Origin of the sequence: Dietzia sp. MNB45 (genome assembly GCF_051994785.1) — a bacterium.
Lineage (GTDB): Bacteria > Actinomycetota > Actinomycetes > Mycobacteriales > Mycobacteriaceae > Dietzia > Dietzia kunjamensis.
On the sequence record NZ_CP163397.1, the window covers coordinates 1,052,822 to 1,077,548 of the forward strand.

At 71.0% G+C, this 24,727-nt stretch carries 20 protein-coding genes and 1 tRNA gene; 13 read left to right on the plus strand and 8 right to left on the minus strand.

The features are described from left to right. Positions 1-21 precede the first annotated feature (21 nt). Both AB5G72_RS05070 and nudC read left to right on the plus strand, forming a co-directional pair. Positions 22-1,101: a potassium channel family protein gene (locus AB5G72_RS05070; protein WP_268091759.1), complete on the plus strand. Its 1,080-nt coding sequence runs from the start codon at positions 22-24 to the stop codon at positions 1,099-1,101. Positions 1,102-1,184: 83 nt separating this feature from the next. Next, on the plus strand, positions 1,185-2,111 hold the full coding sequence (nudC, locus tag AB5G72_RS05075) for an NAD(+) diphosphatase (protein ID WP_440221129.1): 927 nt from the start codon (positions 1,185-1,187) through the stop codon (positions 2,109-2,111). Positions 2,112-2,154: 43 nt separating this feature from the next. Here nudC and AB5G72_RS05080 read toward each other — a convergent pair whose 3' ends face one another. Next, positions 2,155-2,433: a mycoredoxin gene (locus AB5G72_RS05080; RefSeq protein WP_132063690.1), complete on the minus strand. Its 279-nt coding sequence runs from the start codon at positions 2,431-2,433 to the stop codon at positions 2,155-2,157. A 96-nt stretch (positions 2,434-2,529) separates the two neighbouring features. On the opposite strand from AB5G72_RS05080, the gene AB5G72_RS05085 reads away from it, so the two are divergent. Next, positions 2,530-4,671, plus strand: coding sequence for an ATP-dependent DNA helicase UvrD2 (locus AB5G72_RS05085; protein ID WP_440221468.1), 2,142 nt, complete (start codon positions 2,530-2,532; stop codon positions 4,669-4,671). Positions 4,672-4,710: 39 nt separating this feature from the next. Here AB5G72_RS05085 and AB5G72_RS05090 read toward each other — a convergent pair whose 3' ends face one another. After that, positions 4,711-6,027: an ABC1 kinase family protein gene (locus AB5G72_RS05090; RefSeq protein WP_440221130.1), complete on the minus strand. Its 1,317-nt coding sequence runs from the start codon at positions 6,025-6,027 to the stop codon at positions 4,711-4,713. Between the two features lie 8 nt (positions 6,028-6,035). After that, the gene (locus AB5G72_RS05095) at positions 6,036-7,106 is read right to left on the minus strand and encodes a hypothetical protein (protein WP_440221131.1); all 1,071 of its coding nucleotides are present in this window, start codon (positions 7,104-7,106) and stop codon (positions 6,036-6,038) included. Between the two features lie 270 nt (positions 7,107-7,376). On the opposite strand from AB5G72_RS05095, the gene AB5G72_RS05100 reads away from it, so the two are divergent. After that, positions 7,377-7,925: a M48 metallopeptidase family protein gene (locus AB5G72_RS05100; protein ID WP_325769218.1), complete on the plus strand. Its 549-nt coding sequence runs from the start codon at positions 7,377-7,379 to the stop codon at positions 7,923-7,925. Between the two features lie 81 nt (positions 7,926-8,006). Here AB5G72_RS05100 and AB5G72_RS05105 read toward each other — a convergent pair whose 3' ends face one another. Then, a complete protein-coding gene (locus AB5G72_RS05105) occupies positions 8,007-9,485 on the minus strand; it encodes a zinc-dependent metalloprotease (protein WP_440221132.1) in 1,479 nt (492 codons plus the stop codon). Between the two features lie 78 nt (positions 9,486-9,563). Here AB5G72_RS05105 and AB5G72_RS05110 point away from each other — a divergent pair, with 78 nt between their 5' ends. The 6 genes from AB5G72_RS05110 (at position 9,564) to AB5G72_RS05135 (ending at position 17,886) form a co-directional block, all read left to right on the plus strand. Beyond that, on the plus strand, positions 9,564-10,625 hold the full coding sequence (locus AB5G72_RS05110; RefSeq protein ID WP_440221133.1) for a YlbL family protein: 1,062 nt from the start codon (positions 9,564-9,566) through the stop codon (positions 10,623-10,625). Between the two features lie 66 nt (positions 10,626-10,691). After that, positions 10,692-13,754, plus strand: coding sequence for a UPF0182 family protein (locus tag AB5G72_RS05115; protein WP_440221134.1), 3,063 nt, complete (start codon positions 10,692-10,694; stop codon positions 13,752-13,754). A 113-nt stretch (positions 13,755-13,867) separates the two neighbouring features. Beyond that, positions 13,868-13,944 (plus strand) — tRNA-Met (locus tag AB5G72_RS05120). Between the two features lie 486 nt (positions 13,945-14,430). After that, positions 14,431-15,885, plus strand: coding sequence for an aldehyde dehydrogenase (locus tag AB5G72_RS05125; protein WP_154830274.1), 1,455 nt, complete (start codon positions 14,431-14,433; stop codon positions 15,883-15,885). A gap of 2 nt (positions 15,886-15,887) precedes the next feature. Continuing rightward, positions 15,888-16,694, plus strand: coding sequence for an enoyl-CoA hydratase/isomerase family protein (locus AB5G72_RS05130; RefSeq protein ID WP_154830273.1), 807 nt, complete (start codon positions 15,888-15,890; stop codon positions 16,692-16,694). 49 nt (positions 16,695-16,743) lie between these two features. After that, positions 16,744-17,886, plus strand: coding sequence for an FAD-dependent oxidoreductase (locus tag AB5G72_RS05135; protein WP_440221135.1), 1,143 nt, complete (start codon positions 16,744-16,746; stop codon positions 17,884-17,886). Positions 17,887-17,899: 13 nt separating this feature from the next. On the opposite strand, the gene AB5G72_RS05140 is transcribed toward AB5G72_RS05135, so the two are convergent. Beyond that, entirely contained in the window at positions 17,900-19,027 is a 1,128-nt protein-coding gene (locus AB5G72_RS05140; protein ID WP_440221136.1) for an acyl-CoA dehydrogenase family protein, read from the minus strand. Between the two features lie 179 nt (positions 19,028-19,206). Between AB5G72_RS05140 and AB5G72_RS05145 the strand changes: the two genes are divergently transcribed. The 3 genes from AB5G72_RS05145 (at position 19,207) to AB5G72_RS05155 (ending at position 20,973) form a co-directional block, all read left to right on the plus strand. After that, entirely contained in the window at positions 19,207-19,821 is a 615-nt protein-coding gene (locus tag AB5G72_RS05145; protein ID WP_394344333.1) for a TetR/AcrR family transcriptional regulator, read from the plus strand. A gap of 155 nt (positions 19,822-19,976) precedes the next feature. Continuing rightward, on the plus strand, positions 19,977-20,687 hold the full coding sequence (locus tag AB5G72_RS05150; RefSeq protein ID WP_154830269.1) for a trypsin-like peptidase domain-containing protein: 711 nt from the start codon (positions 19,977-19,979) through the stop codon (positions 20,685-20,687). A 106-nt stretch (positions 20,688-20,793) separates the two neighbouring features. Next, positions 20,794-20,973 (plus strand): hypothetical protein, encoded by a 180-nt coding sequence (locus tag AB5G72_RS05155; RefSeq protein ID WP_132063683.1) that lies wholly within the window; start codon positions 20,794-20,796, stop codon positions 20,971-20,973. An 81-nt stretch (positions 20,974-21,054) separates the two neighbouring features. Here the strand turns inward: AB5G72_RS05155 and AB5G72_RS05160 are convergent, their stop codons facing one another. The 3 genes from AB5G72_RS05160 to AB5G72_RS05170 all read right to left on the minus strand — a co-directional run bounded on the left by AB5G72_RS05160 (position 21,055) and on the right by AB5G72_RS05170 (position 24,639). Further along, positions 21,055-22,260 carry an acyl-CoA dehydrogenase family protein gene (locus tag AB5G72_RS05160; protein WP_185951402.1) on the minus strand — a complete coding sequence of 402 codons (1,206 nt, stop codon included), beginning with the start codon at positions 22,258-22,260 and terminating at the stop codon, positions 21,055-21,057. A 49-nt stretch (positions 22,261-22,309) separates the two neighbouring features. Then, complete coding sequence (locus AB5G72_RS05165) at positions 22,310-23,716, minus strand: acyl-CoA dehydrogenase family protein (RefSeq protein WP_119191991.1); 1,407 nt, start codon at positions 23,714-23,716, stop codon at positions 22,310-22,312. A 119-nt stretch (positions 23,717-23,835) separates the two neighbouring features. Continuing rightward, positions 23,836-24,639, minus strand: coding sequence for an inositol monophosphatase family protein (locus AB5G72_RS05170; RefSeq protein WP_271799694.1), 804 nt, complete (start codon positions 24,637-24,639; stop codon positions 23,836-23,838). Between the last annotated feature and the right edge of the window lie 88 nt (positions 24,640-24,727).

Genomic DNA, 24,727 nt, shown 5'->3' on the forward strand with positions numbered 1-24,727 from the left:
ACGTCGCGGAAACGGAGTCCCATGGTCAACAAGCGCGCACTGGCGTCGCGATTCCGTGGCCATGACCCGCTGGACGAGAGCCCCGACCACGCCCTCGTGGGCGTGGTGAGCATCCCGGAACACAGTGAGACGCCCTGGCGGCTGATCGGGAAACGCGTCGCGATGGCGCTCGCGGCGCTGTGTCTCGGGGTCCTCGTGGTGTGGCTCGACCGCGGTGGTTACACGGGCGGCGGCGGACCGGGCGGTGAGATGACGCTCGTCGACTGCTTCTACTACGCCACCGTCTCCCTCTCGACCACCGGGTACGGCGACATCACCCCGATCACCCAGCAGGCGCGGTTGATCAACACCATCGTCGTCACGCCGCTGCGCCTCGTGTTCCTCATCCTGCTCGTCGGCACCACATTGGCCGTGCTGACAGAGCAGTCCCGTCAGGCCTTCAAAATCCAGCGATGGAGGAGTCACGTGCGCAATCACACCGTCGTCGTCGGGTACGGCACCAAGGGCAGGTCCGCCATCGCGGCGATGCTCGCCGACGACACAGCCCCGGACGACATCGTCGTCGTCGACACCGACCCCCAGGCGCTCAAGGCCGCGGCCGCCCACGGACTGGTCACCGTCCACGGCTCGGCCACCCGATCCGATGTACTCAAACTGGCGGGACTCACGCGGGCCTCCGCGGTCGTGGTCGCCACCAACTCGGACGACACGGCCGTGCTGGTCACCCTCACCGCGCGAGAACTCGCGCCCAACGCCAAGATCGTCGCGACGGTCCGCGAGAGCGACAACAAACACCTGCTCAAGCAGTCCGGCGCGGACTCCGTGGTCGTCTCCGCCGAGACCACGGGACGGCTCCTCGGCCTGGCCACCATCACCCCGACCGTCGTGGGGATGATGGAGGACCTGCTGACCCCCGACGAGGGCTTCTCCATCGCGGAGCGGCGGGTCGAGGAGTCCGAGGTGGGCGGCTCGCCCCGACACCTCGCCGAACTCGTGCTCGGGGTGGTGCGCAAGGGGCAGCTCATCAAGGTCAACGAGTCCGAGGCGGACGCACTCGAGAGCGGCGACCGGTTGCTCTACATCCGGATGGTCTCCGGCTGAGGCGCGGGCAGCGCGAGGATGCCGAGGGGACCGGGCTACGCTCGGTGGCGCCCGTCACGCCCCCGCGAAAAGGACCCCACACGATGCCGCTGGACTTCACCCTCGACTCCGACCCGGTGCTCGCGGTGGCGGCACCCGACAGGGCTGCGCCCCTGCGGCAGGACACCGACGAACTGACCAGGGGATGGGCGACGGCTCGCGTCATGAAGGTGGACCGACGCAACAGGTTCGCCGTCGAGCCGGCGCCCGGTGACCGGCAGCGGATCCGCCTGGAACCGGCCGTACATCTCGCCGACGCGCTCCCCGAGGAGGCCGTGTTCCTCGGGCGGACCGAGGACGCGCGGCACATCTGGGCGGTCCCGGTCGAGGAGCTCCCCGCCGACCCCGCGGTGACCTCGCTCCGATCCTGCGGGGCGGACCTGGTCGAGGGTGACGGGTCTCTGGCCGCCCAGGCCATGGCCCTGCTCGGATGGCATCGCGACAACGTGCGTGGGCGCGACCGCACCCACCACCCGCGCAGGGTGGACGCGGGATGGGCGATCGAGGACCCGTTCCACGGTGGCCTCGAGTACCCACGGACCGACCCCGCCGTGATCTGTCTGGTCCACGACGGGGGACGACGAGTGCTCCTCGCCCGCCAGCCGATCTGGCCCGAGGGCATGTACTCGCACGTCGCCGGTTTCGTCGAGGCGGGGGAGTCCCTGGAGGGCTGCGTTCGACGTGAGGTCGCCGAGGAGGTGGGCGTGGTCGTCGACCGCGTGCGCTACCTGGGCAGCCAACCCTGGCCGTTCCCCCGGTCCCTCATGGTCGCATTCCACGCCATCGGCGACCCGGAGGCTCCGATCGTGCTCGAGGACGAGGAGATCAGTGAGGCCGCGTGGTTCGACGTCGACCGGGTCCGTGACGCGCTGGCCGGCCGTGGCGACCTCATGGTGGCGCCGGCCGTCTCCATCGCGCACGTGATGCTGCAGTCCTGGGTCGCAGCGGTCGACGGCGACACCGACGCCTGAGGGTGCTGGTGCCCGGCGTCGCCCCCCGGCCCGGACGAGCGCGTCAGGCCCCGACGAGTTCGGCGAGCTTGGCGCGCACCTGCGAGGCCGTGGGATTGGTGGCGGTGGTGCCGTCCGAGTACAGCGCCGTAGGGACGACCCTGTTGCCGCCGTTCACGCTCTCGACGAAAGCGGCGGCATCGGCGTCCGCCTCCACGTCGACCTCGGTGTAGCCGATCGCCTTCTCGTCCAGCAGCTTCTTGAGCCGCGTGCAGAAGGGGCACCACGTGGTGGTGTACAGGGTCAGGGCGCCGGCATCGTCGTTCGTCGTCACATCGCTCATGACGGGGTGTAACGCGCACGACCGCGGGAATCATCCCCGGGGGGAGGCCGCGGACGCGATGTCGGAGGCGGATGCCACGATGGGTGCGTGAGTGACATGCGGCGCGGACGGGGAGATGGTCGCGGACGGGGAGACGGTGCGGAGTCGGCCCTCGAGGGTCTCGACCCGCAGCAACGCCGTGCCGTGCTGGCGCCACGTGGACCCGTCTGCATCCTCGCCGGCGCCGGGACGGGGAAGACCCGCACGATCACCCGACGGATCGCCCACCTGGTGACCACCGGGCACGTCCGCGGCGACCAGGTGCTGGCGGTGACGTTCACCGCCCGCGCCGCCGGGGAGCTGCGCATGCGGTTGGCGGGGCTGGGAGTCGCGGACGCCCTTACGGGACCCGTACAGGCCCGGACCTTCCACTCGGCCGCCCTGCGGAACCTGTCGTACTTCTGGCCACGGGTGTACGGGGAGGAACCCTGGCAGCTGTTGGACGGGCAGTTCCGCGCGGTCGCCCAGGCGGTGCGCCGGGTCGGCCTGGACCCCGCCACGGAGACCATCCGCGACGTGCTGACCGAGATCGGCTGGGCCAAGTCCAGCCTGCTCACCCCGGACACGTACGCGGAGCAGGCCGTCGCACTGGGTCGCGACCTGCCGGTGCCGGCCCCCGAGGTCGCGCGCGCGTTCCGGGCATACGAGGACCTCAAGGTCTCCGGACCGGTCCGGATGCTCGATTTCGACGACCTCCTGAGCCACATGGCCGAACTCGTGGAAGAGGTCCCGGCGATCGCCGAGGAGTTCCGGGACCGCTACCGCTGCTTCGTCGTCGACGAGTTCCAGGACGTCACGCCGGCTCAACAACGGCTGCTCACCGCGTGGCTGGGCAGGAGGGACGACCTGACGGTGGTCGGTGACGTCAACCAGACCATCTATTCGTTCGCCGGCGCAGAACCGGACTTCCTGCTCGGCTTCGCGGACCGCTACCCGGGTGCCACCGTCGTGCGCCTGGAGTCCGACTACCGCTCCACGCCTCAGGTCGTGGACCTGGCCAACGCGGTGATCAGCGCCGGCAGCGGCCGGTTCCGCAGCGCCGGGCTCACCCTGCGGGGAATGCGGCCGCCGGGCCCCGAGCCGGTCCTCGCCGAGTACCCCGACGAGGACGCCGAGGCGGAGGCGGTGGCGGGGGCCGTCGCCGATCTCGTCCACGGCGGGATGGACCCCTCGGAGATCGCGGTGCTGTACCGCATCAACGCCCAGTCCGAGCGGGTCGAGGCGGCCCTGGACGAGGCCGGGATCGGATACCGGCTCAAAGGGGGAGAGGGCTTCTTCGAGAGGCCGGTGGTCCGTCGGGCCATGTCGGCGATCGACCGACTGATCGACGGCTCGGACGAGGCGCGGGCGCAGGCGTACTCCCAGCTGTCGGACCCCACGGAGATCGTCGCAGTCCTCAGGCAGGCGCTCGAGCCCCTCGGTCTCACCGCCGCCGAGCCGTCCGGTGCCCAGGCCAGGGAGACCTGGAACGCACTGAACTCGCTGGTGGGTCTCGCGGAGGAGATCGCCACGGCCGAGGCTCGCGAGGGCCTGCTACCGGTGGTCGCGGGGCTTCGAGAACGGGCGGCGGCACGTCACGCCCCGGACGAGCGGGGTGTGACGCTGGCATCGTTCCACGCCGCCAAGGGGCTCGAATGGGACGCGGTGTTCCTCATCGGAGTCCACGAGGGGAGTCTGCCGATCAGCCACGCGATCAACGCCGGACCGGACGCGATCGAGGAGGAGCGGCGCCTGCTCTACGTGGGCGTCACCCGCGCCCGCGAGCACCTGACGGTGTCGTGGAGTCGGAGTCGACGCGCCGGTGGCCGGGCCAGCCGACGCCCCAGCCGCTTCCTCGACCCCGTTCGCCCGGCCCAGTCCCCGGTCGGACCGCGCGGGTCCACCGACACCTCGGACAAGGGACGGTGCCGCGGGTGCGGGGAGAAGCTCACCGGGCCCATGCACCGCGCGCTCGGGCTGTGCCCGGAATGCTCGGTGGAGGTCGATACCGGCCTGTTCGAACGACTGAGGGACTGGCGCAAGGAGACCTCGGAACGGATCGGCAAACCCGCCTACACGGTGTTCACCAACGACACGCTCGCCCAGATCGCCCGGGAGCGGCCCGCCGACACCCGCGCACTGGGCCGGATCGGCGGGATCGGGGCGCACAAGCTGAGCGAGTACGGCGACGACGTGCTGAAACTGATCCGCGCCACCTGAACCCGCCCCGCGCGGGAGGCTCCCCGAGCCCGGGGCTGGTCAGCCCTCGTCGGGGAAGATCTCCGGCATCCAGCGCTGCACGATCTCCCGGTACGGGGCGGACGCCTCGAGTTGGCACAGCATGCCCACCGACGCGGACAGCACCCGGTGGATCAGGACGTACTCGCGCGGAAGGGTGAACGAGCGGGAGGTCCGGAACTCCCGCCCCGACACGTCACCGTAGACGGACATGATGCTCTGCATCCACGCGCGGCTGAAGTGGAAAACAGGCTCGCGCATCGGCTCGATGAACGGGTTCAGGAACGCCATCGCGTCGGCGGGGTCGAGGCCGTTCCGGCCGACGTATCCGGCCCGGGTCATCAACCGCACCAGTTCATCGGAATCACCGGCCAGGGCGAGCCGCATCATGGAGGTGAGAACCTCCGGCACGCCCTCGGGCAGGGGGATCGACGCGCCGAAGTCCAGGACCACCAGTCGACCGTCATCGGCGAGCAGGAAATTTCCGGGGTGGGGATCGCCGTGCATCATCCGGGCACGGGTGGGTGAACTGAACTGGAACTCGGTGAGGAGCTCGCCGGCCCGGTTGCGCTCTGCGGGGGTGCCGTCGCTGGAGATCCGGCTCAGGGCCCGCCCGTCCACCCACTCGGTGACCAGCACCTTGGGCGACGAGGCCAGCACGGAGGGCACCCGGACGAGGCGATCGTCGCGATAGGCGGCCGAGAACCCCCGCTGGGTGTCAGCCTCCGCGCGGTAGTCGAGTTCGCTCACGGTGCTGTCGTAGAGCTCGTCGATGATGCCCCTGATGTCGGTGCCGGGGTTGAGCGGCCGGAACAGGGGAGCCAGTCGCCGGAGTTGCCGCAGGTCCGAGCGGAGGGCCTCATCGGCGCCGGGATACTGGATCTTGACGGCCACCTCCCGACCGTCGGACCAGACGGCGCGGTGGACCTGCCCGATGGAGGCGGCCGCGGCGGCGTCACCGTCGAACTCGGCGAAGCGTTCACGCCAGCGCAGCCCGAGTTGGGTGTCGAGGACTCTCTCCACCTCGGCGGCGGGCATGGGGGGTGCCTCGGCCTGGAGCTTGGTGAGGGCCTCCCGGAACGGCTCGGCGTACTTGTCGGGCATCCCGGCCTCGAACACGCTGAGGGCCTGGCCGACCTTCATGGCGCCGCCCTTGAGTTCCCCGAGAACGGCGAAGACCTGCTCGGCGGCCTGATCGGCCAGTTCCTCGCTCAGATCCCCGTCCCCCCGCCCGAGGGCGCGTCGACCGAGTGAACCGGCGGCGCGACCGGCGATGCCCAGTGGGAGTCCCGCGAGGCGTGCTGCGCGGCGGGACGAGGTGCGGGGTAGGTCGGACACGCCTTCAATCATGACAGAGGACGGTCATGCGGGGCGGCCCCACAGTCGCAGGCTGCGTCGGCCTGCCATTCGAGCCGGCGCCACAGTCCCTCGGACGGGTTGATCTCGACGGTGGCCCCGATGGTCTGGAGCCGGGTGCGGGCTTCACGGCTGGCGGCGACCTCCGCCAACACCAGGGCTGCGGCGGCGGTGAGGGCGGGAACGGCGGCCTCGGGGCTGTGCCCGATGAGTTGGGCTGCGACGAACGGCCACCGCGGGTCCCGGCGGGCGCGGTACAGGTCGGTGCAGCGCAGACACGGGGTGACCCCCGGAACCACGGTCGGGCCCACCACCACACGGCCGTCCCGGCAGTACACGTGCATGTGCGTCTGTCCGGACCGGGCGAGGGCGGTGGTGACCACCGGATCCACGGAGACGGTGCCGGTGAGGATGACGAGGTCAGGGGCCACGCCCCGTCGGAACCAGGGCGGCCGCTCGGCGTCGAGTGTCAAGCCCGGGCTGGGGCCGGTGGTCACACGACAACCGTTGACGGACAGCGGCCCCCGGAGCACCTCCGAGATCTGGCCGACCCCCAGGATGTGGACGCGTCGCACCGGCGCGGGCCTCTGAGTGGAGCCCGTCGCGTGCGCGTCTGCGTCCGTGGCCGTTCCCGGCTCCGGCGGGTCGAGTCGTAGATGATCGAGGTCGGCCAGGTGGACGAGGATCCGGGCCACGGTCGCCATCCCCGCCGCGTCGATTCCAGCGCGCGCGGCGACGTCGTCGAGAGGAGCCCCGCCCTCGAGGCCACGGAGTAGTGCCGAGAGGCTGCGGGCACCCACGGTGGCGGGGGCGTCGACCACCACCGCGCGGTCAGGCGCCAGTCCCACCTGGACGGTGTGGTCATCCCGTGCGACCACCACGGTGCCGGGACGCAGGGTGGCCCGGACCCGGGAGGCAGAGGCCTCGGCCTGCACGGCGATGACGGGGGCGGTGGTGCGCGGGGAGACGGTCGCCACCGCCGCGGTGCCGGCACCGGTGCCGGTGGAGTCGACGGTGGCGGCGCGTGGCGGGTCGTCGGCAGGAGCGGTCACTGGGGTCACGGGGCACATCGTGGCACGCGGCGGTCCTGCCCGGGCCCTGCTCGGGCGTCGTTGTCCACAGGCGCCGGTCTCGTCGGTGCCTGTGGATAACCGCGCCGTGTGGGGTGGTCTACCGTGGTCCGCGTGTCGCCAGCCCCACGCCCCGCCGCCGTGTCCGCGAGCCCACCGTCACCCGGCCCGGGCCCGGCACCGGCGCTGCCCACCGAGCCTGATGATCCTCGGATCGAGGTGCGCCGCTCCACACGCCGTAAGAGGACGGTGTCAGCGCGGGTGGAGGGCGAGTCAGTGGTGGTCCTCATGCCGGCGGGGCTGCCACGCGCGGAGGAACGACGCCTCATCACCGACATGCTCGGCCGGCTCGCCCGGTCCGGTCGCCGCAAGGGTCACCGGGCGTCCGATGCGGACCTGATGAGGCGCGCCACGGAACTGTCGACGACGTGGCTGGAGGGTCGGGCGCGGCCGGCATCGGTGCGCTGGGTGCCGGCGATGACCACCCGCTGGGCGTCCTGCTCACCGGATTCCGGGGAGATCCGGATCAGCGAGACGTTGCGGGACGTGCCTGCATACGTGCTGGACTACGTCGTGGTGCACGAGCTGGCCCACCTCGTCGTCCCCGGGGGTCACCCGCCCGAGTTCTGGGAGGCGGTGCGCGGGTATCCGCGCACCGAGCGGGCGATGGGGTATCTGGAGGCCTACTCGCGGGTGCTCCGGTCGGGGGCCGGGTCGGACGCCCCCGGTGGCGCGGGAGAACCGGGGGTCGGGGGCGAGGGCGTGGGCGACCTGGTCGAGGGCGACGACGACGAGCCCGGCCTGTACTAGGCCGGCCCGCCCGTCACGACGCCCGCCGGTCATGCCCGCCGGCCTGTACTAGGCCGGCCCGCCCGTCACGACGCCCGCCGGTCATGCCCCGTCGCGCGGCCCCTTGGAGTCGGAACCCTCAGTGCCGGAACCCTCGGTGCCGGAGCCCTCGGTGCCGGAACCGGAGCCGTCGGCCCCCGAATCATCCGGGCCGGACGCCTCGGGTCCGCCGTCGCCGGCCTCTCCGGTCCCGCCACCCGATTCGCGGAGGAAACGCTCGATCTCGTCGACGCCGCTGGAGTCCCCGGTCGACTCGTCGAGGAGCCGGTCGATGACGGCGGCGGGGTTCTCGAGGTCCTCGCCGACGGGCAGCAGGTCGGGGTGGCTCCATAGTCCGTCGCGACGTTCGGTGCCGACGGCCTCGCCGACCCGGCGCCACAACTCGGAGGCCTCACGCGCCTTGCGTGGACGCAGTTCGAGTCCGACGAGCGAGGCGAAGGCCTGTTCGGCGGCGCCGCCGGTCGCCCGGCGTCGCAGCCACATCTCGCGGAGCTTGTCGGCGCTGGGCAGCCGGTCGCCGACCGCCGTGGCGACGACGACGTCGACCCAGCCCTCGACCAGCGCGAGCAGCGTCTCGAGCCGGCCGAGCGCGGCCTCGTTGACGTTGGTCACCTTGGGGCCGATCGCCCCTGCCCCGCCGGAGAGCAACTCCTGGAGCTTGGCGGGGTCCTGCAGGATGGACGGGTCGAGTCCGGAGGCGAGGTCGTCGAGCCCGGAGGTGTCCACGCGGATGCCGCGCGCGTACTCCTCCACGGTGGCCAGGAACCGGGCGCGCAGCCAGGGGGCGCCGGAGAACAGTCGCAGGTGTGCGGCCTCGCGTGCGGCGAGGAAGACCACGACCTCCTGCCGGGGCAGTTCCAGCTCGTCGGCGAACTCGTCTATCGCGGCCGGGCTGAGCGCGGCCACCCCGTCGTCGCCGAACGGGATACCGACCTCGGAGGAGAACAGCACGGCCGGCGCGAGCTTGCCCAGCCCCTGTCCGAGCTGCATGCCGAAGCCCATGCCGCCCATCTGGTCGAGCATGCCGAGCAGCGGGCCGGCGAGCTGGCGGGCCTCCTCGGGCATGGCGCCCTTGGTGGCCGAGTTCATCTGCTCGGCGACGGGCGTGCAGATCTTCTCCCAGGTGGGCAGGGAGTGCTCGACCCACTGCTGGGGCGTCCACACCTCGGTGCGGTGCACTCCGGAGGGGAACTGGGTGGTCTCGTCGAGCCACAGTTCCGCCAGGCGGACCGATTCCTGCGCGGCGGTGCGCGAGGCGTCGGTGATCACGGGCGTGCGACCGAGGGATTGGAGGGCGACCGTCCGCGCCAGTTGGTAGTTGACGGGCCCCGAGCTCCCCGGGCCGGACATGGCCGACCCCATGGAGCCGAGCATCTGTCCGAACTGGGAGAGCATCTGGCCGAAGTTGCCGAACTGCGAGGGGTCGAAGCCGCCGGGACCGTCGGGACCGCCCTGGCCGCGGTCGCGGTCGTCGTCGCGCCCGTCGTCGTCGGAAGCGGAGAAACCGAAGGGCTGGTTCATGCCACAACGGTACAGCGTGCAGGGGTGGGGGGTCCGGCCGCGACGCGGCCGGCAGCGGGTGCGGTCTACCCTTGCCCCGTGAGTCGTCGCCTGTTCACCGTTCTCGCCGCGCTGGTACCGGCGGTGCTGCTGCTCGTCCTGGCGACGTCGGCCACCGTCCCCCTGGTGTCGATGGGGCCCGGACCCACCTACGACACCTTCGGCACGGCCGAAGTGGAGACGGAGGACGGCGACACGGAACGGGTTCCGGTGGTCGACGTGGCGGGCAGGGAGGCGGACGAGACCGCCGGGTCCCTGTTCATGACGACGGTGGCGGTCCGCGACCGGCTGACGCTGCTCGACGCGATGCGGTTCTGGGTGGATCCGGCGCAGGTGGTGGTACCGCGCGACCAGGTGTTCCCGCCGGACCGGTCACGCGACGAGGTGCGCGAGTCCAACGCCGCGGAGATGGTCGGTTCGGAGAACTCCGCCGAGGCCGCCGCCTACCGGTTCCTGGGGATCCCCATGCAGCCGCGCGTCGAGGGGGTGGAGCCGGACGGTGCCGCCGCCGGGCGCCTGCGCCCGGGCGACGTGTTGACCTCCATCGACGGGGAATCCGTCGACGACGCCACGGCCGTGGTGGAGCGGGTCGGTGAGCGCCGCGCGGGTGACGAGGTCCGCATCGGGTTCACCCGGGACGGGCGTGAGGAGACGACGACGGCGACGTTGCAGTCCGCCGGACCGGACGGCGATCCCGAACAGGGCCGACTGGGCATCCTGGTCGGCGACACCCCGGCGGACGGCACCGACGTCGACATCACGGTGGACCCCGCGGTGGGCGGCCCCTCGGCGGGCCTGGTGCTGGCCGTCGCGATCGTCGACAAGCTGTCGCCGGGTGAGGCGACCGGGGGGACGCGGGTGGCGGGGTCGGGCACCATCCGTCCCGACGGGACGGTGGGGCCCATCGGCGGTATCCGGCACAAGATCCGGGCGGCCCACGACGCGGGGGTGAGCGAGTTCCTGGTCCCCGCGGCCAACTGTGCGGAGGCTGTGCAGGGCCCGCCGGAGGGCGTCCGGCTGATCGAGGTGGAGACGTTGGAGGGCGCGCTGGAGGCGCTGGAGACGGCGGCCTCCGGGGGCGAGCCACCGACCTGCGGCTGAGGCACGGCTTTTCCGTAAGGTGGGGGTCACGAGCATGTCCGCCCCAGCAGTGCAGGAGCTTTCCAGGTGTCCGTCCGCCCACCCGGCAATTCCCCCGGTCGGCCGATCGCGATCTCTCGTCGCGGTCGGGCCGTCGCCGTCGCCGTCGTCGTCCTCATCCTCCTCATCCAGGTCCTGCCCAGACTGAACACCGCGTACACGGACTGGCTGTGGTTCGGCAGTGTCGATGCCACCAGCGTGTTCCGGACCGAGTTGCTGGCGCGGCTCGGTCTTTTCGTGGCCGTCGCCCTCCTGGTCGGCCTGGCGGTGGGCGCCGGCATTCTGCTGGCCTACCGGTATCGCCCGGTGTTCCTGGCGCAGGCGGGCTTGCCGGACGCGCTGTCCCGCTACCGGGCGGCCATGGGGGCCTCGCCCGGCAGGACCGTGCTCTGGATCCCGGTCGTCCTGGCGATCCTGGCCGGGTCGGTCGCGCAGACCGGGTGGCAGACCGTGCTGGCGTTCTTCAACTCGACGCCGTTCGGTGAGACCGACCCCCAGTTCGGTCTGGACATCTCCTTCTACGCCTTCGAGCTCCCGATGTGGCGCGCGATCGTCACCTGGCTCATGGTGGCCGTCGTGCTGGCCTTCCTGGCCAACCTGTTCACCCACTACCTCTTCGGCGGACTGCGTCCCGGCGCCCGCGAGGGCGCCCTCACCCGCGCCGCCCGGATCCAGCTGGTGACGCTCGCCGGGCTGTTCGTGCTGGCCAAGGCCGCCGCGTACTGGCTGGATCGCTACGAGCTGTTATTCAGCGAGAACAGCACGTTCACCGGCGCCAGCTACACCGACGTCAACGCCCTGATGCCGGCGAAGATCTTCATGTTCTCGGTGGCGCTGGTGTGCGCGGCCGCGTTCTTCTCCGCCATCGTGATCAGGGATCTGCGGATCCCCGCGCTGGCCACCGTCCTGTTGCTGTTCTCCGCGCTCGTGGTGGGGTCGGCGTGGCCGCTGGCCGTCGAGCAGTTCTCGGTGAAGCCCAACCGTGCCGAGAAGGAACGGGAGTACATCGCGCGGAACATCGACGCGACACGCGCCGCGTACGACATCGGTGAGGAGCGGGTCACCTACATCGACAACTGGGGGGCGGCCGATCCGAACCCCCGCGACGCGGCCTCGGATCTCACGACACTGTCCAACGTCCGCGTGCTCGACCCGAACGTCCTGGCGCCGACGTTCACCCAGCTACACCAGTTGCGCAACTTCTACGGTTTCCCCGAGACGCTGGGCATCGACCGCTACACGATCGACGGCGAGATGCGGGACTTCCTCGTGGCCGCGCGTGAGCTCAACCCCGAGTCCCTGCAGGCCAACCAGCGGGACTGGATCAACCGCCACACGGTGTACACGCACGGCAACGGGTTCGTGGCCGCACCGGCCAACCGGGTCAATGAGATCGCCGACGACGCCGGCTCGGACCGCGGCGGCCTGCCGAATTTCCAGGTCTCCGACCTCGAGGCGATCTCCAGTGGTCAGGAGATGATGATCCCGGTGACCCAGCCGCGGACCTACTTCGGTCCGCTCATCGCGCAGGCGGACCCCGACTACGCCATCGTGGGGGACAACGGCGACGGGCCCCGTGAGTACGACACCGACACCGAGCAGTACACCTACACCGGCGAGGGCGGTGTCCCCGTCGGTGGCTGGGTCAACCGGATCGCCTACTCGCTCAAGTTCGCCGAGCGCAACATCCTGTTGTCCAGCATCCTCGGGGACGACTCGAAGATCATCTACGACCGCGACCCGCGGGACCGGGTGCAGAAGGTGGCCCCGTGGCTGACCACGGACACCAACACCTATCCGGCGGTGATCGACGGCCGTATCAAGTGGATCGTCGACGGGTACACGACGCTCAAGACCTACCCGTACGCCGAGCTCAGCTCGCTGGAGGCCATGACCTCGGACTCGCTCAACGACGCGAACGGCCGGGTCCTGCCGGACGAGGAGGTCTCCTACATCCGCAACTCGGTCAAGGCGACCGTCGACGCGTACGACGGCACCGTCGACCTGTACGCGTTCGACGAGTCGGACCCCGTGCTGCAGACGTGGATGAAGGCACTGCCGGACATCGTCCAGCCACGCGAGGCGATCTCCGAGGAGTTGGAGGAGCACCTGCGCTACCCGGAGGACCTGTTCAAGGTGCAGCGTGAGCTGCTGGCGAAGTACCAGGTCGACGACCCGGGTCAGTTCTTCACCAATGACGCCTTCTGGTCGGTGCCGTCCGATCCCACGGTGACCTCGTCGATCCAGAACCCGCAGGGTCCGCCCGTGGGCGGACCCGCCGGTGGTCCGGCAAGCAGCCCCGCCGGTGGTCCCGCCGGCGCCCAGACCGTCGACCGTGACGGGCCGGCCCAGCCGCCGTACTACGTGGTGGCCTCCGATCCGACCGACCCGGAGTCCGACGAGCCGTCGTTCCAGCTCATCTCGGCGTTCCGCGGCTATGAGCGTGAGTTCCTCGCCGCGCACATGACGGCGAGCTCGGACCCCGAGACCTATGGGCAGATCACGGTGCGGGTCCAGAGGCCGACAGAGCCGCTGTCGCAGGGGCCCAACCAGGCGCAGGACATCATGATCGCCTCGCCGGCGATCGCCGAGGACCGGCGACTGTGGGGTGAGACCGCCGAGATCACTGAGGGCAACCTCCTGGCGCTGCCGTTGGCGGACGACTCGGTGCTCTACGTGGAGCCGATCTACACCCAGCGCAAGGACCAGGACTCCGCCTTCCCGAGGCTTCTGCGCGTGATGGTCTCGTACGACCGGGCGGTGGGTTACGCGCCCACGCTGTACGAGGCGCTGCGACAGGTCGGGATCGAGGCAGACCCGGACGTCGTGCGGATCGACGAGAGCGGGGAGGCGGAGGCCGAGGCAGAGGAAGGCGCCGCCCGGCCCGCCGAGGGCGCCGCCCCGCGACCGTCGTCGCCGGCCACCGGGGGAGGCGCTGACGACTCCGAGCGGGCAGCCGCCGTGCGCGAGCTCAACTCGGCGCTGAATTCGGTCCGCTCGGCCCAGAGCGGGGGAGACCTCTCCGATCTGGGGCAGGCGCTCGAGGACCTGCAGGCCGCCGTCGACGCTTATCAGGGCCTGGGGAACTGAATTGACCTGCGGCGATGGGTGCGGGGGTGTGAGTTACGTCATCTTCTAGTCGTCGAGCGTCCACCGATTTGCAATGTCCGGTGAATGGCACGTAGTGTCATAGACGCAAACGACGCGGGGTGGAGCAGCTCGGTAGCTCGCTGGGCTCATAACCCAGAGGTCGCAGGTTCAAATCCTGTCCCCGCTACCACGCACCAGGCCCGGTTCCCGAGAGGGAGCCGGGCCTGAGGTCATTTCGGAGACCAGCCGGTCGGCCCCGCCGCCGAGCCGTGGCAGCTCCCCGCCACGCCCCCGCCGCGGCATGGTGCGCGCCGCCGGGCCCCCGCCGCGGCACGGTGCGCGCCGCCGGGCCCCCGCTGCGGGACGGTGCGCGCCCGGAATGGACCGATAGGGGCGCGCACCCCGCCCGATCGCGTACCGCGAGGGCGCGCACCCCGAACGTCCGGCGATGCGGTCGGCGGATCCCTGCCGCGCGACGGCGCCCGTGGCGACCTGGCCGGTCGAGCTGACCGACGCCGTGGTCGAGAGTGCGGAAGTAGTAGTTGCCTTCGGAGCGCTCGTCGCGCCTGTCCTCGTGTTCCGGCCCACGCAGCGGTTCGGTCCTCGTATGGTGGACAGGTGTCTGTTCGCATGTCCGATGCGGCCACGACGACGCCCGTGACGGCAGGAGAGCCCCATGACCACTTCACTCGACCGCGATGTCCTACTGATCGGCACCCAGTGGCGTTCCCCCGCCACCGATGACGTGATCGAGGTGATCAGCCCGCACACCGAGGAGGTCGTCGCCCGGGTACCCGAGGGATCGGTGGCGGACATGGATGCCGCGGTGGCTGCCGCGCGCGAGGCCTTCGACCACGGCCCGTGGCCCCGCATGAGCCCCGACGAGCGGATCGAGGTCGTCGCCAAGCTGTCCGCCCTGTACGCGGCGCGGCTCGACGACATGGCGACCGTCATCTCCACGGAGATGGGTTCCCCGATCTCGTTCAGCAAGCTCGCCCAGGCGCCCGCCCCGTGGATGCAGATCGAGGCCTTTCTCACCATCGCGCGTGAATTCCCGTGGGAGGAGACCCGCCCCGGCGTCCTCGGCGGGGAGGTGCTGGTGCGACACGAGCCCGTGGGCGTGGTCGCGGCGATCCCGCCGTGGAACGTCCCCCAGTTCACGGTCCTGTCCAAGCTGATCCCGGCCCTGCTGACGGGGTGCACGATCGTGATCAAGCCGGCGCCGGAGACGCCGCTGGACACCTACCTGCTGGGCGAGCTGCTCATCGAGGCGGGCGTGCCCGAGGGCGTCGTGAGCATCGTCGCCGGCGGCCGCGAGGTGGGCGAGCACCTGGTGCGGCACCCCGCGATCGACAAGGTGGCGTTCACCGGATCCACCGCGGCGGGCCGGAAAATCGGCGCGATCTGCGGCGAGCAGCTCAAGCGCTGCTCCCTCGAGCTGGGCGGCAAGTCCGCGGCGATCGTGCTCGACGACGCGGACCTGACGACCGTGGTCGAGGGGCTCAAGTTCGTCGGCGTGATGAACTCCGGCCAGGCGTGCGTGGCACAGACCAGGGTGCTGGTGAGTCGCGACCGCCACGACGAGGTGGCACAGGCGCTGGCCGACGGCATCGGGTCGATGGTGGTGGGGGACCCGCTCGACCCGGCCACGGAGATCGGGCCGATGGTCGCCCGTCGCCAGCAGGAGCGGGTGAACTCCTACATCGAGATCGGGCAGCAGGAGGGTGCGACGCTGCTCACCGGGGGCTCCGACCGCCCCGACGGCCTGGACACCGGCTGGTACGTCCGCCCGACCGTCTTCGCCGGGGTGGACAACTCCATGCGGATCGCGCAGGAGGAGATCTTCGGACCCGTGCTCTCGGTGATCGCCTACGACAGCGTGGACGACGCCGTGCGGATCGCCAACGATTCGGAGTACGGGCTCGCGGGCACCGTGTGGACCGCCGACCGCGAGGCGGGACTGGGCGTCGCGCGGCGGGTCCGGACCGGCACCTACGGCGTGAACACCTACACGATGGATTTCTCCGCCCCGTTCGGCGGCTTCAAGGCCTCCGGGGTGGGTCGCGAGTTCGGCCCCGAGGGGTTGGCCCAATACACCGAGCTCAAGTCCGTCTACCTGGAGCAGAGCTGACCATGGCGGGAGACGAGAGGACGACGGGCCTGTCAGTGTGCGATGCGGACCGGGTCCGCACCCTGACACTGGCGCGTCCCGATGCCCTCAACGCCTTCAACGAGGCGCTGTACGACGCGGTCACCGAGGCGTTGCACGCCGCCGCGGCAGACCCCACGGTCGCGGTGGTGCTGCTCACCGGTGAGGGCAGGGCGTTCAGCGCGGGCACCGATCTGTTGGAGATGGGCGAGCGGATCACCAACCCCGGGTTCGTCACCGGCGAGCACGGATTCCTTGGTCTCGTCGACGCGCTCGCCGGGTTCGACAAGCCGCTCGTCCTGGCGATCAACGGGCTCGGACTGGGTATCGGCATGACGATCATCGGCTTCGCCGACCTGGTGTTCATGGCCGATGACGCCCGTCTCAAGTGCCCGTTCACGAGCCTGGGAGTGGCGCCCGAGGCGGCGTCCAGCTATCTACTGCCGAGGCTCGTGGGTCGGCAGAACGCCGCGTGGGCCCTGCTGTCCTCGGAGTGGATCACCGCCCGCGAGGCCCACGAGATGGGCCTGGTCTGGCGACTGTGCACCCCGATGGAACTCCAGCAGGTGGCGGGCGAGCACGCCGCACGGTTGGCGAGACTCCCGATCTCGAGTCTGCGGGCGGTGAAGCGGACGATGACCGAACCGCTGGCGCGCCAGATCGCAGACGCCCGCGAACGGGAGAACAGAGCCTTCGCCGACCTCATGGGTGGACCGGCGAACTCGGAGGCGCTGGCGGCATTCGCCGAAGGGCGCACGCCGGACTTCGCCTCGTTGCCCGACGGGTCCTGACCCCGGAGCCTGCGCCGATCCCGCGCCCGCCCGTCCTCGCCGGAGCCGTATGGCCGACGATGGTGGCGTGACGCCCGATCAGGAGAGCCCCACCCGTCCGGTCGACGTGGTGGTGATCGGCGCCGGCCAGGCCGGACTGTCGGCCGGCTACCACCTCAGGCGGCGGGGATTCGCGCCGGTCGGCCGTGCCGAGGCGGGGGAGCGCACCTTCGTCATACTCGACGCCGAGGACGCCCCCGGCGGGGCCTGGCGGCACCGCTGGGAATCCCTCACCATGAGCACGGTCAACGGCATCTTCGAGCTGCCGGGCCGACCCGTCCCCGATGTCGACCGCACAGCCCCGAGTCGGGACGTCCTGCCGCCCTACTTCGCCGACTACGAAGAGCGATTCGACCTCGACGTCCGGCGGCCGGTCCGCGTGCGCTCGGTCCGCAGACCCACGCCCGGGCGGGACGGGCCGGAGTCCGACCACCTCGTCGTCGTCACCGATCCAGGCGGTGACACCCGCCCTGAGGCATGGGCGGCGCGCTACGTCATCAACGCCACCGGCACCTGGACCCGACCGTTCTGGCCGTACTACCCCGGCCAGGAGACGTTCCGCGGCCGACAGCTCCACGTCCACGACTACGTCGACGCCGAGGAGTTCGCCGGACAGCGCGTCGTGATCGTCGGCGCGGGGATCTCCGCGACGCAGCTGCTCGAGGAGATCTCGCGCGTCGCCGACACGCTGTGGGTGACCAGGCGGGAGATCGAATGGGAGACGGATCCCGCGCCGGAGAACTTCTCCGCCGCGATCGACCGGGTCGCCGAGCGGACCGCGCAGGGCTTGCCCCCGCAGAGCATCATCCGCGTCACCGGCATGTACCGCGCCCCGTGGATCGAGCGCGCCGACGAGCGTGGTGTCCTGGTCCGCCACCCCATGTTCACCCGCATCGAACCCGAGGGGGTGCGGATGCCCGACGGGCGACACGAACCGGCGGACGTCATCCTGTGGGCGACCGGGTTCCGGCCCGCGGTCGCCCACCTGGCGCCCCTGGGGCTGCGCACCCCGGAGGGCGGCATCCGGGTGGCCGAGGGACGGGCCCTCGACGAGCCGAGGCTGTTCCTCATCGGCTACGGCCCGTCCCAGTCGACCGTGGGGGCCAACCGGGCGGGCCGTGACGCCGTCCGGGCGATCGTCGCCGAGCTCTAGTGGACGCCGACCTCTACAGGGTCCGTGAGATGAGCTCCTTCATGATCTCGTTGGTGCCGCCGTAGATCTTCTGCACGCGGGCCGAGGCGTACATGCGGGCGATCGGGTACTCCGTCATGAAGCCGTAGCCACCGAAGACCTGCAGGCAGCGGTCGATGATCTCGCACTGCTTATCGGTGCAGTAGTACTTGGCCATCGACGCCGTCGACGGATCCAGCTCACCCTCGAGATGCAGGGTGATGCAGTGGTCCAGCAGGGTGCGCGCGGCGAGCGCCTCGGTCTTGCACTCGGCCAGCTCGAAACGCAGGTTCTGGAACTTGAGGATGGGCTTGCCGAACGCCTCGCGCTCCTTGGCGTAGTCCGTCGCCAGCGTCACGGCGGTCTCGGCCGCCGCGACCGCTGTCACAGCGATGATGAGGCGCTCCTGCGGGAGCTGCTGCATGAGCTGGATGAACCCCTGGCCCACGCCCTCCTCGCCACCCAGGGCGTTCCCGGCGGGCACGCGCATGTCGTCGAAGAACAGCTCCATCGTGTCCTGGTATTTCAGGCCGATCTTGTCGAGCTTGCGGCCGCGGTCGAAGCCGGGCAGGTCGGTGGTCTCCGCGACCAGCAGGGACAGGCCCTGCGCGCCCTCGCCGCCCGTGCGGGCGACGATGATGAGCAGGTCGCAGTGCATGCCGTTGGAGATGAAGGTCTTGGCGCCGTTGACCACGAAGTCGTCGCCGTCGCGCACCGCCGAGGTGCGCAACGCCTGCAGATCCGACCCGGCGCCCGGCTCGGTCATCGCGATGGCGCCGACCATCTCACCGGTCGCCAGCTTCGGCAGCCAGCGCTGCTTCTGCTCCTCCGTGCCGTACTGGAGGATGTAGTGCGCCACGATCGTGCTGTGCACCGAATTGCCCCAGCCGTCGTCGAGGGCTCGGGTCTGCTCCTCGGCGATCACGGCCTCGTGGGCGAATGTGCCGCCGCCACCGCCGTACTCCTCCGGGATGGAGATGCACAGCAGGCCGGCGTCGCCGGCCTTGTTCCAGAACTCACGGTCGACGGCGCCCTGCTCGGCCCAGCGCCCGAGGTGCGGGGCGGTCTCCTTCTCCAGGAACGCACGCGTGTGGGCGCGCAGTGCATCCAGATCGTCGGTCATCCACGGGGATCGGAACGGGGCGGTCTCTAGCACGGGGGACTCCAGCGATGGGGTGGGGGCCGGTTGTCGGCCATGACGATCCCCACCATACAACTGCATTGCTGGACATGCATGTGTATGGTCGACCTCCCGGCGGCACCCTCGGGCGTCGTACGTCGCGGCGAGACGAGGTGGGGCGAGTGAGCGCAACGGAACCCGGGTCGGGGGACGGTGTCCCGCGCTCTGCCGACGGTGACCTCACCGCTCGCGCGCGAATCCGCTACGCGGCGCTGGAGCTCTACTCCGATCACGGCGAGGACCGCGTCTCGATGCGGCGGGTCGCCGCCCGGGTGGGGGTCACCATCGGGTTGATCCAGCATCACTTCGGCACCAAAGAAGGGTTGCGCCTGGCCGTCGACGAGCTCGTGGTGGAGCAGGTGGTCGCCGCACTGGCGACGGTCGAGCACACCGGATCGGCAGCCGAGGTCGTGGCGGCCCGCGATGCCGCGGTGAGGGAGATGCTCGAGCGCAACCCGATGCTGGTGAAGTACATCAACCGGGCCCTCCTCGAGCCCGACGGCCGGGGTGCCCCGCTGCTCGAGTCGATCGTCGAACTCACCACCAGGGAGGTCGACAGCCTGCGGCGAGGAGGCCACGCCTCGACGCGGGCCTCGGACAAGGTCCAGGTGGTCCGCACGCTCATGGGTCAGGTGGGCGAGCTGTTCCTCGAGCCCGTCGTCGCGGGGATCTGGGCACAGATCGGCGGAGACCCCGACGCGCGGCCCTCCATCCGCATCATCGTCGAAGGGCGCTGACCGGGGGATCGGACCGGATTCGACGTGACGGGGCCAGCACCACACGGGTGGTGAGGGTCCGGCGGGTCCGCCCGTGGTGCACCGGCGGCTGATCGCCGCTACGCTGTCGAGGGCGTATACCCGGGCAGTCCGCCCGGGGTGGGAAGGACACATTCATGAGGCTCACCCGACTGGCGAAGCTCGCCGCGACGGCCGTGATGGCCGGTGCCGCCACGCTGATGGCGCCCGCAGCTGCCCAGGCCGCCGTGCCCGTCGGGGGTGCGACCCCTGTTCTGGTCGGGGGAGTGGCCGGATGCACCATCACCGCCGCCGGGTACGACGACTCCGGAGCGCCGGTCGCGTTCACCGCCGCCCACTGCAGTGAGCGGATCGACGCCCCGGTGATCCTCCGCGACGACCCGGGCGCCGGCGTGATCGGCACCATCGCCACCCGCAACGAGATCCTCGACTACTCCGTGATCCGTCTGGACCCGGGCGTCGCCGTCCCCGTCCGACAGGCGGGCATCGTGGGCCGCGGACCCGCGCCGCAGTTCGGCGACGTCGTCTGCAAGGACGGGCTGACCACCGGACACACCTGTGGCATCACCTGGCAGCGCGAGGGCGACCGGTTCTGGACCCACACCTGTGCCGGTTACGGCGACTCCGGTGGCCCCGTCACCCGCGAGGGGCGTCTCGTCGGGCTCCTCTCCGGCGGACACATGCCGCCGGACGCGGGATCGGCCGGCAGCGTCGGCCCGATCCTGCCCTCGTGCATCCACCCGGCGCAGACCCCGTTCTTCCTGCCGGCGGTGGCGTACTCGTTCGACGCGATCGTCGCCGACGCCACCGCGCGCGACTGGCCGGGGAGCGGCTTCCGGATGGCGTGATCGCCCGGCACCCCGCCCGTGGGAGAGGGGCGGACGAGGGCCCGGTGCCGACGCGGTCGGTACCGGGCCCTCGTCTGTGTCCGACCCCGTCGCTACCGTCCGCTCCATGCTCTGGACCGAGGACGCACCCACCCACTGCCCGTACGGGCATGAGCTGGGGCCCGACCGGGTCCTCGTCGGCTGGGATGCCGGTCGCAGCGGCAGTCTCGACCACGGTCACCGTGTCCACATCTGCCGGCAGTGCGGAACCATCATGTCGTGGACGCCGATCAGTCGGCTGGAGTGAGCCGGCCGAAACGGGCGGCGCCCCCGCGGACCGGATGTCCGCGGGGGCGCCGCTCAGAGCGGTGATCGCGCCGGGGTCAGCTCACTTGAGCTCGGCGCTGGACAGGTCCAGGATCCGTCGCGCGATCACCAGCTGCTGGATCTGCTGGGTGCCCTCGAAGATGTCGAGGATCTTGGAGTCGCGCGACCACTTCTCCAGGAAGCTGCGCTCGGAGTAGCCGTAGCTGCCGGCCAGCTCGACCGCGCCCAGGGTCACGGCGGAACCCGTGCGCCCGGCCTTGGCCTTGCACATCGACGCCTCCTTGGTGTTGGGCATCTTGTTGTCGGCCATCCACGCCGCGCGCAGCGTGAGCAGGTAGGCGGCCTCCCAGTCGGCCTCGAGCTCGAGGTACTTGGCCACGGCGGCGGGCTGGCTGGTGGCGGGCCGGTCGTAGTCGATCTCCATGCCGGCCTCCTCGAGGAGGGTGCGGATCTCCTCGAGCGCGGCGCGTGCGACGCCCACGGCCATCCCGGCCACCAGGGGACGGGTGTTGTCGAACGTCTGCATGGCCCCCGCGAACCCCTTGTCCACGCGGATCTCGGGGTCGCCCAGGAGGTTCTCCTTGGGCACCCGGCAGTTGTCGAACGTGATCTGCGCGGTGTCCGAGGCCCGGATGCCGAGCTTGTGCTCGAGCCGGTCCACGGTGACGCCGGGGTGCTCCCGCGGCACCACGAACGACTTGATCGCCGCGCGGCCCTTGCTCTTGTCCAGGGTCGCCCACACCACGATGTGGTCCGCGCGGGCGCCGGAGGTGACGTAGATCTTCGTGCCGTTGATGACGTACTCGTCACCGTCCAGCCGCGCGGTGGCCGAGACGGCGGCCGAGTCGGACCCGAAGTCGGGCTCGGTGATGGCCATCGAGGCCCACACCCGGCCGAACTTCTCCATCTGCTCGTCGTTCGCCACGGCGGCGATCGCGGAGTTGCCCAGGCCCTGACGGGGGATCGACAGCGTGAGGCCGACGTCGCCCCAGCAGGTCTCGATGATGTTGAGCAGCGACTTCATGTTGCCGCCGTTGGACACGCCCTCCCGCTTCGGGGCGCCGCCGGATCCCATGGTGGCGCCGGAGGCGGCCTGACCGGCGTCCTCCATGGCCTCCATCATGGCCTTGAGGGTGTCCAGCTCGACGGGGTACTCGTGCTCGGCGAGGTCGTACTTGCGGGAGACGGGTCGGAAGATCTGCGTGGCCACCTGGCGGGCCTGGTTCGCACCCGCCTGCAGCTTCTTGGGGAGTTCGAGGTTGATCATCGCTTCAGGTCCTTGGTCCGGTTCGGGAGGGTGGCGGAATGGGCGGAGGTCACAGGACCACCACGCCCTCGGCCACTCCCACGGCGCGCAGGTCGCGGTACCACCGCTCGACGGGGTGTTCCTTGGTGAACCCGTGGCCACCGAGCAGCTGGACACCGTCGAGGCCGATCTTCATGCCCTTGTCCGCGGCGATCTTGCGGGCCAGCGCGGCCTCGCGGGCGAAGGACAGTCCCTGCTCGGCGCGGGCGGCGCCGCGCCAGGTGACCAGGCGCATGCCGTCGAGCTCGGTGGCCATGTCGGCCACGGCGAACGCGACCGCCTGTCGGTGCGCGATGGGCTCGCCGAACGCCTGGCGCTCCTTGACGTACGGGGTCACGTAGTCCAGGACGGCGTGGGAGGTGCCCACGGCGAGGGAGGCCCAGCCCAGGCGCGAGAGTCGGATGACGTCGGCGTAGGCCGAGGACCGGTCCTCCGGCGAGACGTCGGGGCCGCCGAGGATGGCGTCGGCGGGCAGGGAGACGTCGGTGAGGACGAGTCGGCCGAGGCCGGCGGCGCGCAGGCCCATGGACGGGTCGGCCTCCACCACGAGTCCGTCGGTGTCGGATTCCACGACGAAGAAGGTCGGCGCGCCGTCGAGCGAGGCGGCGACGACGAAGAGTTCCGCGCTGCCGGCCGTGGGCACCATCGACTTGACCCCGCTGAGCGTGAATCCGCCGGCGGTCCGGGTGGCGGTGGTCTCGAGCCGGAACGGGTCGAAGAGCGGCCGCGGCTCGGCCACCACGACGGCGGCTGCGGGGACCTGCTCGGAGGCGAACGCCGGGAGGTACGACTTCTGCTGGGTGTCCGAGCCGAACTGCGTCAGGGTCGTGGCCACGCCGGACGGGGCCAGGATCGGCAGGGCCAGACCCATGTCGCCGTAGGCCAGGGCCTCGGCGACCAGCGAGTTGGTCACCACGCCGCGCTCGGAGGCGATGCCCTCGAACTCCTCGGGGACGTTGAGCATGGTGGCGCCGATCTCGGCCGAGCGCTCGAGCAGCGACGCGGGTGCCTCGGCGGCGGCGTCGGCGTCGTGCGCGGCCGGCCGGATGACCTCGGCGGCGAACTCTCGCACGGTCTGCGAGATCATCTGCTGGTCCTCGTCCAGCGTGAGGTCGAACAGGTCGGGCCGGGCCTCGGAGTCGGCGTCGGGAAGACGCTTGGGTGCGCCGCCGCCGGTGACCTTCTTGAACGACTTGGTCGCGGCACCGAGGGTCTTGAAACCGGTCTTGGTGGCCTCGTAGGTGACCCGGTCGACCTTCTGCCGCAGTCCGAAGCGCTCGGCGAACTCCGACCCGGTAATGGTGGTCAGCGCGCGCATGGCGGCGCCGATCGCGTCGATGCGCGCGGGGTTCTTGCCCGGTGTCGAGGTCTCCGCGCGTCCGGTCGTGGACGGGGCTGTGGGGTTCTTGCTCATCATCACCAGCTGTTCTCGTGACGGACGGTGGACTGTGCTGTCCCCGACACCTTACTTCGGAGTAAGTTCCGGGCGCCACACTTTCCTCGAACACGTCCCTGCCGCCGGCGGGAGGGGTGGTGTCAGCCGCGCAGGAGGTCGACCGCCTGCTCGACCGCGCCCGGGCGACCGGCCACGAACCAGTCGTAGCCGTTCACCTCGACGGTCGCGCACACCCCGCCCGCTCCCTCGACGAGTGCGCGGCCCGGTAGCCAGTCCCACTCGGGGCAGGAGTGCTGGCACCACACCGTGTGGATCCCACACGCGACGGAGGCCAGGTCCACGGACCCGGACCCGAGCATCCGGATGGTCGCCGCGCCGCGGCTCACGCGGTGGAAGGGCTCGGCGAGATGGGGATCGTCGAAGAACGGCGGGTGCAGGTAGGTGGCGAGGCTGCCGGCGGCCAGGTCCCCGGGGGCCAGGCGCGCGACGGGCACCCCGTTGCGGCGCGTCGGTACGTCCGAGCCGCCGACGAACGTCTCCCCGGTGACGGGTCGGTGGACCGCCCCGAGCAGGTAGTCGTCACCACCGGTGACCGCGACGGCCGAGCACCAGTAGTCGGAGCCGGAGACGAAGTTGTAGGTGCCGTCCACCGGGTCCACGACCCACCGCCTTTCGCCGCTGCCGGTGACGAGGGAACCCTCCTCGCCGAGGACGCCGTCGGACGGGCGGTGTTCGGCGAGGAGTGCGGTGATGTGTCGCTCGGCCGCGTCGTCGGCCTCGGTGACCACGTCGGAGACGGAGGTCTTGCGGCGGACGTCGAGCCCGTCCTCGCGCAGTCGCCGCGCGAGGTTTCCGGCGTCGACGACGAGGCGGGCGGCCAGATCGGCGTCGGTCATCCCCCCGGTGGACTCGTCGTGCAGGGGGCCCGGGTGGCGGGTGTCCATGGACGTTCACTTCCTCCGCTTGGTCGTCGCGGCTCGCTGACCACGAGCGGTAGCGGGTCCGAGGCATCCGACGCTACCGCCGGGGGGT